Consider the following 12,774-nt stretch of genomic DNA (forward strand, 5'->3'; position numbering starts at 1 on the left):
TGTGATAAAATATGGTAATATCCATAATTCCGACCGGATTACCGGGATTAATAAATCAGAGATTCACCATCCAGACTTGAGGGTGGAAAAGAAAATCTGAGGGAAAGTCCTAAGTTCAAATTCAGAATAGTTCCATGACCCAGTTTGCCACACCAACAGCCACAGCACGGAAACTTTCTAAAGTAGAAGGTTTAAAAGAACAGAGTAATTATTTGCGCGAACCAGTTGCCACTGAACTTTTACAAGATACAAACTCTTTTAGCGAAAACGCCACTCAGATTTTAAAATTTCACGGGTCTTATCAGCAAGACAATCGGGATAATCGGGTGAAAGGTCAGGAAAAGGACTACCAGTTTATGCTGCGTACCCGTAGTCCGGGAGGATTTATTCCGCCGCAACTTTATTTGACGATCGATCGCTTATCAGATGAGTATGGCAACCAGACAATCAGAGCAACTACTCGCCAAGGTTTCCAATTACATGGCATTTTAAAGAAAAATCTGAAAACAGCGATCGCAGAGATCGTCAAAAACATGGGTTCAACCCTGGGCGCTTGCGGCGACATCAACCGTAATGTGATGGCACCGCCAGCCCCTTACAAAAATCGCCCAGAATATAAATACGCTTGGGAATATGCCAACAACGTCGCTGACTTACTAACTCCCCAGAGTGGAGCTTACTACGAAATTTGGTTAGATGGGGAAAAAGCGATTTCTGGTGAGGAAGATCCCGAAGTAGTAGCTGCGAGAAAACGCAACATTAACGGGACAAATTTAGAAGACAAACAAGAACCAATTTACGGGACTAAATTTATGCCCCGTAAATTCAAAATTTCTGTGACTGTACCGGGGGATAATTCAGTTGATTTGTTTACCCAAGATGTGAGTTTAGTAGTTATTACTGACTCCCAAGGAGAATTAATTGGATTTGATGTTTTTGCGGGTGGTGGTTTAGGTCGGACACATAATCAAGAAGAAACATTTCCCAGATTAGCAGATCCGATTTGTTATGTAGACAAAGCCGACGTTTACGATTTAGTGAAAGCAATTGTAGCGACGCAGAGAGATTATGGCGATCGCGCAAACCGCCGTCATGCACGGATGAAATACCTGATTGAAGATTGGGGATTAGAAAAATTTAAGCAAACAGTAGAAGGATATTTTGGCAAAAAATTACAACCGTTTCAACCCCTGCCAGAATTCAAATATTTAGACTTTTTAGGCTGGCACGAACAGGGAGACGGTAAACTGTTTTTGGGTATTTCCATTGAAAATGGGCGGGTTAAAGACGAAGGGGATTTTAAATTGAAAACTGCACTAAAAGAAATCGTGCAGAAATATCAATTACCCATGTATTTGACACCGCATCAAAATTTAATTTTGGCGGAAATTGAGGGAAAATTTAAGGAAGAGATTCAGGAAATACTCGATCGCAACGGCATCAAAACCGAAACCGAAATCGATCCCCTAGTTCGCTACTCAATGGCTTGTCCCGCCTTACCCACCTGCGGTTTAGCAATTACCGAAGCCGAAAGAATTATCCCCAGTATCCTAGAAAGACTGCGAGCATTACTAGTAAAAGTCGGACTCAAAGAAGAACATTTCGTAGTCAGAATGACAGGTTGCCCCAACGGATGCGCCCGTCCATACTTAGCAGAAATAGGCTTCGTAGGTCAAGGGCCGGATGCCTATCAAATTTGGTTAGGTGCAGATCCTCATCAAACGCGGTTAGCACGACCCTACATGGACAAGCTGAACATTAATAACCTAGAAACAGCTTTAGAACCATTATTGGTTTATTTCCGCAAAGAACAATTAGAACAAGAAAAACCCGAAAGCTTCGGTGATTTTTGCGATCGAGTAGGATTTGAAGCACTGAGAAGCTTTAGTACCTCATACCAGACTGCACCAGCTGATGTAGAGTTAGCCAATGGTCATCTAGTTAAATCTGGTATGGAGAAAACAGAAGTTCTAACGCCCGTGGAATCAACCGAAACAACTGCAACCTCTCAAAGTACGACACCAAACAAAATTCGCCGTCGGATTAGCGTCCGCGATGATGTGTACGATCGTCTAAAACAAACGGCTGCTCGTCAAGGTAAGCCACTGGTTCAGTTAGCAACCGAAGCCATAGAAGCCTATTTAAAGGAGAATGGTGACTCCTAAACGGCTCTAAAGGGGAAAAATCCCTAAAACTCAGATCTTGCAGCAACAGAGGCTCTGCCTCTTGGTGCAAGATTTGAGTAAAAAAATCAGTATTAGGGGTTGACTTTTTTAGAAAAACAAAGTTATTCCAGAAGGCAAGAGTAGAATTGGAATCAATCTAAAATCTAAAATCTAAAATCTAAAATCGATTGATGCACCCTTAGTAATAGCCATTCGTTTATTCATAAGTTCTGCCATCGGGCATGATTGCGCCATCTAATTCAGCATTTTTCAGATTTGCTCGATTGATATTAGCATCAATCATGATTGCTCCCCGTAAAATAGCTCCTGTCATATTAGACCAAGTGAGTTTAGCACGGTAAAGATTGGCTCCTTGTAAATTAACACCACGCAAAGTTGACCAACTGACGCTGACACTTCTCATATTAGTGTTGCTCAAGTCTGCGCCAGCTAAATTGCAGCCAATCATTTTAGCGCGGCTTAAATCTGCTCCACTCAAGTTAACTCTTTCTAAAACTGCTCCGTTGAGAATAGCTTGCACCAATTTAGCTTTTTCTAGGTTAGCGCCGCTGAGAATCGCATTAGTTAGGTTAGCTCCCTCTAAAATCGCACCACTGAGGACAGCATTGATTAAGTTGGCTCGACTCATGGGTGCATCAATTAATTTAGCGCCGCTGAGATTGGCGCGGCGCAAGTTGGCTTCACTCAGGTTAGCTTCACTCAAGTTAGCTCCCATGAGTTTGCTATCCTCTAACTGAGCAGTTCTTAAACTAGCTCCAGTAAGGTTAGCGGCGCTTAAGTCCGCTCCAGCGACATTGGCACCAATTAAATTAGCTTCGCAAAGGTTAGCCCGGAGAATTGCTCCTTTAAGATTGGCTTCGCGTAAATTTGCCCCGACTAAGGAAGCTCCGGTTAAATTAGCCTCGCTTAAATCTGAGCCACGCAGGTTTATTTCACTCAAGTTAACACCTATCAGAGATATACCATGCAGGTCGAGATCCAAAAATTCTCTCTCATTGGCAGCATATCGTTCTAACAGTTCATCAGCATTCATTATTCTTTGCCTCATAAATTTAACAGCGGAGCATTTGCCCTAAGAAAATTTTCTCGAATCGGAGAAGCTCTGCAAAAACTAAATGCTCTGCATACCGAATTAAAGATCTCTTCCTATAGATAATTCCCAATTAAGGGACGATTTTGGTAAAGTTTCCTGATCTTGTGCGTCCAAACCACAGTGCATTTGAGACAATCAGATACGAGCATCATTGGTCATGAGAGGTGATGAGTTGTTGGTCGGTGAATGAGAGGGCATTAAAAGAGGGAAGATTAATTTTCCCATGTACTGCCACTACTCTTAATATTCCCTTGTTTTGCGATTTTGCTAACCAATAACTAACGATCGATGGCTAATGACCAATGACAGTTGATCAAGCATATAAGGATTTCCCATGCCCGATAATCTGAGAAGCCAAGTTGTTACCCAAGGCGTACAGCGAACTCCTAACCGCGCTATGTTGCGTGCTGTTGGTTTTGGCGATCAAGATTTTACTAAACCTATTGTCGGTGTTGCTAACGGATTTAGCACGATTACGCCCTGCAATATGGGTATTAATGATTTAGCTCTGAAAGCGGAAGCTGGCTGTCGTGCTGCGGGGGCAATGCCGCAAATTTTTGGCACTATTACCATTAGCGATGGTATCTCGATGGGAACGGAGGGGATGAAATATTCCCTGGTGTCGCGGGAGGTGATTGCCGATTCCATTGAGACTGTGTGTAATGGTCAGAGTATGGATGGTGTTCTGGCTATTGGTGGTTGCGATAAGAATATGCCAGGGGCGATGATTGCGATCGCACGGATAAATATTCCGGCTATTTTTGTTTATGGTGGTACGATTAAGCCTGGTCATCACAATGGTAAGGATTTGACTGTTGTGAGTGCGTTTGAAGCTGTGGGACAGTACAGCGCGGGCAGAATTGATGAGGCGGAATTAATTGAAGTTGAACGCAAGTCTTGTCCTGGTGCTGGTTCTTGTGGGGGAATGTATACGGCAAATACGATGTCTTCTGCTTTTGAGGCGTTGGGGATGAGTTTGCCTTATTCTTCGACGATGGCAGCTGAGGATGCGGAAAAGGCAGAGAGTACGGAAAAGTCGGCTTATGTTTTGGTGGAGGCGATTCGTAAGCAAATTTTACCCCGTGATATCATTACGCGGAAGTCGATCGAAAATGCGATTTCTGTGATTATGGCGGTGGGTGGTTCGACGAATGCGGTGTTGCATTTTTTGGCGATCGCTCGCGCTGCTGGTGTAGAGTTAACTTTGGATGATTTTGAAACTATCCGCGCTAGAGTTCCGGTTCTTTGCGATTTGAAACCATCGGGTAGATATGTGGCAACTGATTTGCACAGAGCAGGCGGCATTCCCCAAGTAATGAAAATGCTGTTGGTACACGATCTATTACACGAAGATTGTGTAACAATTACAGGTCAAACTATTGCCGAAGTTTTAAAAGATATTCCTGATGAACCACCAGCTAATCAAGATGTAATTCGTCCTTGGAATAATCCGATGTATGCTCAAGGACATTTGGCAATTTTAAAAGGTAATTTGGCGACTGAAGGTGCGGTGGCAAAAATTACCGGAATTAAGAATCCACAAATTACTGGCCCTGCCAGAGTATTTGAGTCAGAAGAGTTGTGTTTACAGGCAATTCTAGGGAATCAAATTAAAGCTGGAGATGTAATTATTATCCGTTATGAAGGGCCGAAAGGTGGGCCGGGAATGCGGGAAATGTTAGCACCAACTTCGGCTATTATTGGGGCTGGATTAGGTGATTCTGTTGGGTTAATTACTGATGGCAGATTTTCTGGTGGGACTTACGGCATGGTGGTAGGTCACGTTGCACCAGAGGCAGCTGTGGGTGGTGCGATCGCTCTCGTTCAAGAGGGCGATACTATTACCATAGATGCTCATGCTAGGTTGTTACAATTGCACGTTTCTGATGAAGAATTAGCCCGTCGTCGTGCAGAATGGCAACCCCCAGAACCACGTTATACAACTGGTGTTTTGTATAAATATGCCAAGTTAGTTTCTTCTAGTAGTATTGGCGCGGTTACTTGTTAGTAATTAGTCATCTGTCATTAGTCATTGGTTAAACAAATGACCAATGACTAATGACCAATGACAAATGATTACTAAACCTAGAATTGTTGCTGATAATAAAGCTCTATTGCGCCAACAGCATCTAACAAAGGTGAGTTCAAAGGTTCTACCCAATCAGCTACTGCACGGGCTAATCCCAAGGTTAGGGTTCCTTCCGAGGGCTGAAGTCGATCGCTCATAACATTGGCTTTGATTCTTTGTAATTCGCTCACCAATGTGTTTAATTTTTCTGTACTATTCGAGGTAGTACCTTGCATTTTCTCACTTAGGGCGATCGCGCGATCGATTAGCTGCAAAAATTCTTGTTTTTTCGCTTCCATTTGATTTGTCTAGAAACTGTTTAAGGACATTTAAATTGTTCAACTTGCATTGGCGTACCTTCAGACCATTTTATATTCGGATCTTTTGAATCTTTAATAAAAGTCTGCTGACCACCACCAGGATAACAAGATTGCGGATCTTGGGGCGCAACTATACCTTCATACACCTTAGTTCCTGCGGGTACAGTAACCTTTAACATAATCGTTGCTTGGTTTCCCCACTCTTGTTTTAAGGCTAAATTCCTGATTACATCTACATTTTTTTCGTAGCGATTGGTGGTGAGATATCGACCAAATTTATTACCATCGTTGCTGTAGTAGCGGTAGTAAGTTCTAGGTTCTTGGAGTTGAACTTCCCGACACTCGGAGCGTAAGAAAGTGACAGCAATACTCGGATCTAAAGGACAAGTAGCTGTTGTGGTTGTTGTAGTCTCTTGCGCCTGCAAGGTCTGCTGATTAAAGGGCTTAATTTGAGCAAAACTGCTACCAGAGAGAGTTGTGAGAGAGAACAGGGAAAGACTAGTTAGAAAAAGATGAAACTTTGCCATGTTTGCTGTCTTTGATATCTTTAAAGAATAATTTGGTTGTTATTTAATATACGCTAGTCTTTGAGCGATTATCCTAGTTTTTAGAAAATTATTAGGTTTATAGGAGGAAATTTGTTGATTGTGCGATCGATCTGTGGAAATGATTTTGTTTGTTGTTGGGGGGGAGGGCGATCGCTCCATCTGTGGAAATCATATTATCCAGAAATCAGCAAAAGTAAGAACTCACAAATTCTCAATAAACTCTTCAACTGTAACTTGTGCTTGCTTAAGAATGCCGCTCAATGTACCAACCTTTAATTCTTGATGCAAAGGGACAACACAGCCAATAGTCCCTTCCTGGGTTGCCTTTTTCATTACAATATGACTACCAGTTTGACGAACTTGCTCGAATCCTAAACGCTCTAGTGCGCGAATTGCCTCTCTACTTGAGATTCGTGGCAATTTAGGCATAGCTAACCTCGATGTTAGTTATATATCTGGGAGAGGTTTCAGGTAAAGGAAATTCTTCAAGATAGAGGCGTGTTGCTTCTTTGAGTCCGGCAACTGCTTGTTCAATAGTTTCGCCTTGATCAACTGTGCCAACTTCTGGACATTCGGCTATGTATGTATCCTCTTCTTTGTAGACAATGACTGTAAAGTTACGAGTTTTCATCGTGTTTTATCCTAAAATTACTTGATTTTATTGGTTCTTGTAGTGTAACTAGTTTTAGCAGTTTTTATTGCGATCGATCCATCTGTGGAAATGATTTTGTTTGTTGTTGGGGGGAGGGCTAGAGCGATCTTAAATTTATAACCGCTACAGTAAGCTAAATTTCAGTTTTTAGCTTTCTCGGTCTGTTGTAACCTTAGCTGGCTCTCTATCAAGGCAGTTAGAGCAGTTGATTTCTTTGAACTCTTTAATCAAATCAATCCATTCTGGAGATAGTTTATCCACAAAACAATCAAACTTTGAACAAACGACTCTTCTATTCGGGTCTTCAGCGTAAAGTGTTGTTGGTGAAGAAGAATGTGTTAAATCTTGTTGTATTTCTATATGCCGACACCAGTGATTTTTTTCTCTAGTATTATCACGAATGCAGAGTAAATCTTTTACCACATATTTTCTACGATCTTCCGGGATTTTGTAAGTTGCCATCAGGAAATTTGCAGAATGTTGTATATCTTCTTCGGTTTCCAAAGCTGATGGATCGTATTTATCAGACTTTTTCTGACGCAGCATCTCGCGCAAGTTCTGAATATGCTTAGAAAAAAAGCTTTTTCCCGAGCAAATTTCATTAGCAGTTTCTATGTGTCGCTTGTATCCCAGAAACTTAGCCTTGCCAAAAACGCCTTGAGCAAGATTCCTAGCTGACTCTATCTGACCCATAACCTCAAATGCTTGAGCCATTATCAATTGAATACGAACTTCTCCTTCTATCATATTGGCTTGTTTATATATTTTTTGAGCTTTTTCACAGCAATCAAGAATCAAAAGCGTGTCCTTTTGAATGGTAGATTGGTCAATGTATGATCCTTCAAACTCCATAAAGGCTATTTTGGAAATAAGCACCATTAGGCTTATAAAACCTTTTGTTGAAAGGGCATCAGCCAAAAATATCGGATGACCAATATTAATAGCATCCTGAATAAGGCTTGTGGCTTCTTCGTAGTATTCTTCAAATCGATTAAAAGCCTTTTTACAATCATAAATCTGATCGATTAATGGCACAATAATTCGACTATCTTTTCTGGCGTTAGCCTTAAATATTTCCGATAAAATTTCTCTTATAGCATCAAAACCTATTATTTCAAGATATTTGACCCTTACTCCTAGCTTTAAATTATATGGTGAATTTGCAGAAGTAATAATTTTTCTTTTGAGTTCTTTAATTTGATACAAAACTTCTTCATCTCGTTCCATTTGAGAACGAAATCTGTCTATTAGTTTATGTAATTTAATTTCTGCATCTAGCAGCTCATCATCTGTGGCTTTAGCTTCCATCTCTTGAAAATATTGTTCGCTTGTAATCATTCCAAGATTTGTTTGACAAGCTAAATGGATTTTTTCTGCAAATCGTCGATCTTCTGTTTTTAATTCATTAGAAATCATTGCATCAGCAACAGCACCTAAAGCAAGTTGATACCGACCAGTAGAATAATTCGCATAAGCACTTATCAGCTTGAATCTTGGTTCAACAGATGCTTTCTGACTAACTAAATTTAGTTTTTCAATAACTAAATTAGAATATCCTGCTGCTACTAAAGTCATACCAGAAGAACCTAAAACCTTCTCAATTTCAACAGAATTATTGCTTTTAAGACTTTCTGGATTGATTGAAACTGATATATTGTCATTTGTAGGGGCATGGGCTAAAGCTTCCAATATTTCGCGGCGTAATTCAGCTTCTCGGCGAATTCTTTCATATATACTATAAATCGCGAGTTCGTTAAGTTCTTGAAGAGGAATAGAAATTTCTTTCTTACTCTTCCAATCGGAATCCATCTTAATACGACGACGATTTTCATCAGCAGCCCATACATAAAATAGCTCATCTGTTTCTTCAACATACAAAACGTATAGGCCAAGCTGACCGTTTAGTAAATAGTTGAAATTGCTTGTCTCGATTCCAGCAAGCATAACAATTCCATCTTGTTTTGCATTCTTCTTTTGAGAACTTTTAAGCTGGACTTGGGCACGCATATTGGTGTAGCACCCATCAATCAGAATTTCAAGAGATCCATCTACACCAGCATCATCAACTCGTTCATCTCGAAAGACAAATAGCTCGGCTGGTAAAACTTTCTGAAAACTCAGAATACTTCGTCTTTGTGATTGAGAATAGCGATCTGCTTTAGGAAGTGGATTGTGTATGTCAGTCATATTTTAACCAATTAGTGAGAGAAGTTATAGGTAGCAATATAATGTAGCTATTTTAGCTTGCACTACCTTTGTTCGTGTAAACAAATATTCACTTTTATGAGTCTTAATATGTTTGCGCCTGTGTCGCTTGCCATAATCTTTCGGGTGTTATTGGTAATTGCTTGAGTGAGTCTAATTCCGGTAGCATTTACAACAGCATTGACGATCGCAGGAGCAACGCAATTAAGTTTAGATTAACTTCCTCGATATGTGCTGTACGACCAAGGTGAAGTTAGAAGAGGAACATGATAATGTGCTTGAGGATTTGCAATGCCAAAACGAATGGGAATTGTATCTAAAAATAGAGGTTGTGGTAAGTCTTTTAAGTGTTGATTGAAATATTCACCAACGTGAAAGACTAGTTCGTAAATTCCTTGCTGAAGTTCGCCATCAATTAAAGGTGAATCTGTACGTCCATCTTGATTGGTACGAGTGGTTTTTAGGAGGATTCTTTCATTAGTTTCAGGTATAATTGACCAAAGTTCGATCGCCAAATCTTGCGCCGGACAACCTTGGGCAGTATCTAAAACATGAGTAGTTAATTTTCCTGCCATATTATTTATGTTTATCTGTGGATATCTGTGGTAAAAAACCAGATTAACGCAACGGCCCTCCTAAAATAATTTTGCCGATCGCATTAGTCACATCAAAAGGACTTTCTTGCCGTAATTGTTGATACCATTGCTCAGTAATTTCTGGGTCTTTACCGTGAATTTGATCGGCACGTTTTCGGGCTTTTAAAACAATAGCATTAGCACGTTCTTTACGTTCTTTTTCGTATCTTTTTAGCGCATCTTCCACGCTGATATTTGTTGTTAAAAGATAGCGAGTTAAGACTTCTGCATCTTCCATCGCTTGACAACCTCCCTGTCCTAAGTCGGGTGTGGTAGTATGGGCAGCATCGCCAAGTAAGGCGACTCGACCACGTACAAAAGTATCTATTGGGCCGATATCATGGATTTCTAAACGATTAGTTTCTAAGGGATTAACCTGTTTAATTAAGTTTTGCACAGGTTGAGGCCAACCTTGAAAAAAATTAGCTAATTCCTGTTGTCTTGCTTCTGGTGGGGTAGATGTACCCTTTGGTAATGGTACATCGAAAAAGAAGTAAAAGCGATCGCCACCCACTGGCATCATTGAGGCGCGTTTGTGTTCGCCAACGTAAATCATCCAAGTGTTTTTTGGTGCTAAATCTTCACTCGCTTTTACTAATCCATTCCAGTTAACATATCCAGCATAACGAGGTTCGATTTCTGTTCCTAAAATGTAAGGACGCAGGGTAGAACGCACGCCATCAGCAGCAATTAATAAGTCTCCTGTTGCTGTATTTCCGTCTTCAAAAATTGCGGTAACGCTATCAACAAAATCTTCAAATCCTACACATTTACTACCTAATTTAACCGTTCCAGGAAATGCTTCTAATAGCATTTGTTGTAAGTCTGTTCGGGCGACTGGATAAGGGCGTTGTCCGACTTGTGCTATTAATGGTTGCAGGCTAATATCGTTGAGTAATTCATCTTTGTAATTGCGATATTGCATCCGATCCATTTGTCCGCCAATGGCAGCCATTCTATCACCAAGTCCTAATTTGTTGAGAACTTTTACGCCGTTTGACCAGAGGGAAATTCCTGCACCTGCGGGGCGTAGTTCTTTCACTCTGTCGTATATTTCGACTTGGTAGCCAGCTTTTGTTAGGGCTATTCCTGTTGTTAGTCCGCCGATACCAGCGCCAATGATTATGATTTTTAAGTTGTACATTTTTTTGAACCACGTTAGCGCAGCGATGAGCGATAGCGAATTAGACACGAAGGACACGAAGGAAGAGAAGAGATTTATTTATTAGTTTTTGAATAATGTTGATCTAATTGTATAAATGTTTGTAGTAATACGTTTGTTCCTTGGGTACATTGTTCGGGTGTGGTGTATTCTTTGGGGGAGTGACTAATTCCTTCAATGCTAGGAACAAATATCATTCCCATGTCGGTGAAACGTCCTATTTCTTGGGCATCGTGTCCGGCACGACTGGGTAAACTATAATGGGATAATCCTAGTTGATTGCAGGTGTTTGCGATCGCCTTTACAATCTCACTAGCTGATAAGGTTGGATCTACCCATAAGTAAGGTTTTAAGGTAATTTTAGTTTGGGTGTTAGCGGCAATTTCTATTAATTGTTGTTCTAATTTGGCAATCAGATTTTTTACATTATCTGCGGATAAATCCCGCACATCAATGCTCATTTCTACCTGTCCTGGTACAATGTTTGTAGCGTTAGGAAATACGTTAAATTTACCAACTGTTGCTACTTGTTTTCCTGGCATTGTTTTGCCTAAATCGTTGACTGCTAGAACTATTTGCGAGGCTGCTACTAAAGCATCTTGGCGCATTTCCATGGGGGTAGTTCCAGCATGATTGGTTTTTCCGGTAACAGTAATTATTCCACGATATGCGCCGACAACGCCTTCAACTACTCCAATTTGTTTGTTGAGATTGTCTAAAATTCCCCCTTGTTCGACGTGCAATTCTATGTAAGCGGCTATTTGTGTGCGATCGCGTTTTGCCGTCCCAATTTCCGCCCAATTTCCCCCAATTTTTGCTAAACTTTCTTCTATTGGTGTACCATCAGCAAGTCGGTAAAGTTCAGCATCATTTTTAGCTGTTCCCGACATTGCTTTACTACCAATCATTGTACTCTCTTCGTCAGTGAAAACAATTACTTCAATTGGGTGTTGTAGTCTGATATTATTCTCATTAAATGTTCTCACTATTTCGATTCCCGCTAACACGCCTAAATTGCCATCATAACGACCTCCATTAGGTACAGTATCGATGTGAGAACCTGTTGCTAATGCCGGAATTTTTGGTTGTTTTCCTTCATAACGACCAATAATATTTCCCGCTGCATCAATGCGAACATTCATCCCCGCTTCAATCATCCAATTATGCACTAAATTTCGTGCGGCAATATCTTCTTGACTGAAGGCAATTCGCGTTACTCCACCATCAGCAATTTGACCAATTTCTGCCAATTTTTCTATACTTTCGTTAAATCGATCGCTATTAACAGATAAAGTGGAAGCTATCATCATTGTTGTTGCCTCCTAAAAGCAAAAAATGATATTTTTTACGGTTTTACTTTCTGATTATCTTGTTTATATGCTGCCCAACCACCATAATGAGAAATATCAGGCCAATTGTATCTTTCTACTAATTCTTGCGGATAAAGCATAGCGGTTAAAGTTTCGCCATCTTCTAAAATTACATCCCCAGGATACATATTTGGTGGTTCATTAGCTAACAGATATTCATATTCCTTTTGTGTCATTTCATAAACTTCACCAGGAATACTAATTCCTCCTGTCTCTACTCGGTAAATTGCAGGATGCCAACCATTTTCTGCTGCGTGTAAGCGATATAAAGCTTGAGTTTTTGCAGATTTAATAAATTTAGCATTTTGTAAGTTTTTATGATCTGGTTGCCCTCTTAAAGCAGACCCACAAATAAAAATTATTTTCCCGTCGCTGTTAGTTTGAATCATTTTTTTAGGTGAAAGCTACAATTTACAAAAACTTGTTCTCAATCCCCAATAATTCTAAGTTTACTTGCTATATACAAATTTAGTTTAATAATTTTTGTAATTTATGATACTTTTTATAATAAACCGCAGAGACGCAGAGGGTACAA

General features: G+C 40.2%; 12 protein-coding genes. 2 read left to right on the top strand and 10 right to left on the bottom strand.

What is annotated here, in order from left to right:
• Positions 1–134: 134 nt before the first annotated feature.
• Positions 135–2,165 (top strand): sulfite reductase, ferredoxin dependent, encoded by a 2,031-nt coding sequence (gene sir / locus IQ264_RS13495; RefSeq protein WP_193981302.1) that lies wholly within the window; start codon positions 135–137, stop codon positions 2,163–2,165.
• 217 nt (positions 2,166–2,382) lie between these two features.
• Here sir and IQ264_RS13500 read toward each other — a convergent pair whose 3' ends face one another.
• Positions 2,383–3,219, bottom strand: coding sequence for a pentapeptide repeat-containing protein (locus IQ264_RS13500; RefSeq protein WP_193981303.1), 837 nt, complete (start codon positions 3,217–3,219; stop codon positions 2,383–2,385).
• Between the two features lie 394 nt (positions 3,220–3,613).
• On the opposite strand from IQ264_RS13500, the gene ilvD reads away from it, so the two are divergent.
• The gene (gene ilvD, locus IQ264_RS13505) at positions 3,614–5,287 is read left to right on the top strand and encodes a dihydroxy-acid dehydratase (protein WP_193981304.1); all 1,674 of its coding nucleotides are present in this window, start codon (positions 3,614–3,616) and stop codon (positions 5,285–5,287) included.
• 77 nt (positions 5,288–5,364) lie between these two features.
• Here ilvD and IQ264_RS13510 read toward each other — a convergent pair whose 3' ends face one another.
• From IQ264_RS13510 to IQ264_RS13550, 9 genes are all read right to left on the bottom strand, one after another.
• Entirely contained in the window at positions 5,365–5,646 is a 282-nt protein-coding gene (locus IQ264_RS13510) for a hypothetical protein (RefSeq protein WP_193981305.1), read from the bottom strand.
• 20 nt (positions 5,647–5,666) lie between these two features.
• The gene (locus IQ264_RS13515) at positions 5,667–6,194 is read right to left on the bottom strand and encodes a hypothetical protein (RefSeq protein ID WP_193981306.1); all 528 of its coding nucleotides are present in this window, start codon (positions 6,192–6,194) and stop codon (positions 5,667–5,669) included.
• Between the two features lie 222 nt (positions 6,195–6,416).
• Positions 6,417–6,644, bottom strand: a complete 228-nt coding sequence (locus IQ264_RS13520; RefSeq protein ID WP_193981307.1) for a type II toxin-antitoxin system HicA family toxin — start codon at positions 6,642–6,644, stop codon at positions 6,417–6,419.
• Entirely contained in the window at positions 6,637–6,846 is a 210-nt protein-coding gene (locus tag IQ264_RS13525) for a type II toxin-antitoxin system HicB family antitoxin (protein WP_193981308.1), read from the bottom strand. Before IQ264_RS13525 ends, IQ264_RS13520 begins: the two co-directional genes overlap by 8 nt.
• A 168-nt stretch (positions 6,847–7,014) precedes the next feature.
• Entirely contained in the window at positions 7,015–9,054 is a 2,040-nt protein-coding gene (locus tag IQ264_RS13530) for a DUF4365 domain-containing protein (RefSeq protein WP_193981309.1), read from the bottom strand.
• Positions 9,055–9,287: 233 nt separating this feature from the next.
• Positions 9,288–9,647: a hydroxyisourate hydrolase gene (uraH, locus tag IQ264_RS13535; protein WP_193981310.1), complete on the bottom strand. Its 360-nt coding sequence runs from the start codon at positions 9,645–9,647 to the stop codon at positions 9,288–9,290.
• Between the two features lie 43 nt (positions 9,648–9,690).
• A complete protein-coding gene (gene hpxO, locus IQ264_RS13540) occupies positions 9,691–10,851 on the bottom strand; it encodes an FAD-dependent urate hydroxylase HpxO (protein WP_193981311.1) in 1,161 nt (386 codons plus the stop codon).
• A 74-nt stretch (positions 10,852–10,925) separates the two neighbouring features.
• The gene (locus IQ264_RS13545; RefSeq protein ID WP_193981312.1) at positions 10,926–12,179 is read right to left on the bottom strand and encodes a Zn-dependent hydrolase; all 1,254 of its coding nucleotides are present in this window, start codon (positions 12,177–12,179) and stop codon (positions 10,926–10,928) included.
• A gap of 35 nt (positions 12,180–12,214) precedes the next feature.
• A complete protein-coding gene (locus tag IQ264_RS13550; RefSeq protein ID WP_193981313.1) occupies positions 12,215–12,628 on the bottom strand; it encodes a gamma-glutamylcyclotransferase in 414 nt (137 codons plus the stop codon).
• Positions 12,629–12,774 lie beyond the last annotated feature (146 nt).

It is taken from the genome of [Phormidium] sp. LEGE 05292 (genome assembly GCF_015207735.1).
GTDB lineage: Bacteria > Cyanobacteriota > Cyanobacteriia > Cyanobacteriales > Aerosakkonemataceae > Floridanema.

Bases quoted from the DNA above. Each gene is read 5' to 3' on its own strand.
- sir (WP_193981302.1), top strand. From the start codon at position 135: ATGACCCAGTTTGCCACACCAACAGCCACAGCACGGAAACTTTCTAAA.
- IQ264_RS13500 (WP_193981303.1), bottom strand. From the start codon at position 3,219: ATGAATGCTGATGAACTGTTAGAACGATATGCTGCCAATGAGAGAGAA.
- ilvD (WP_193981304.1), top strand. From the start codon at position 3,614: ATGCCCGATAATCTGAGAAGCCAAGTTGTTACCCAAGGCGTACAGCGA.
- IQ264_RS13510 (WP_193981305.1), bottom strand. From the start codon at position 5,646: ATGGAAGCGAAAAAACAAGAATTTTTGCAGCTAATCGATCGCGCGATC.
- IQ264_RS13515 (WP_193981306.1), bottom strand. From the start codon at position 6,194: ATGGCAAAGTTTCATCTTTTTCTAACTAGTCTTTCCCTGTTCTCTCTC.
- IQ264_RS13520 (WP_193981307.1), bottom strand. From the start codon at position 6,644: ATGCCTAAATTGCCACGAATCTCAAGTAGAGAGGCAATTCGCGCACTA.
- IQ264_RS13525 (WP_193981308.1), bottom strand. From the start codon at position 6,846: ATGAAAACTCGTAACTTTACAGTCATTGTCTACAAAGAAGAGGATACA.
- IQ264_RS13530 (WP_193981309.1), bottom strand. From the start codon at position 9,054: ATGACTGACATACACAATCCACTTCCTAAAGCAGATCGCTATTCTCAA.
- uraH (WP_193981310.1), bottom strand. From the start codon at position 9,647: ATGGCAGGAAAATTAACTACTCATGTTTTAGATACTGCCCAAGGTTGT.
- hpxO (WP_193981311.1), bottom strand. From the start codon at position 10,851: ATGTACAACTTAAAAATCATAATCATTGGCGCTGGTATCGGCGGACTA.
- IQ264_RS13545 (WP_193981312.1), bottom strand. From the start codon at position 12,179: ATGATGATAGCTTCCACTTTATCTGTTAATAGCGATCGATTTAACGAA.
- IQ264_RS13550 (WP_193981313.1), bottom strand. From the start codon at position 12,628: ATGATTCAAACTAACAGCGACGGGAAAATAATTTTTATTTGTGGGTCT.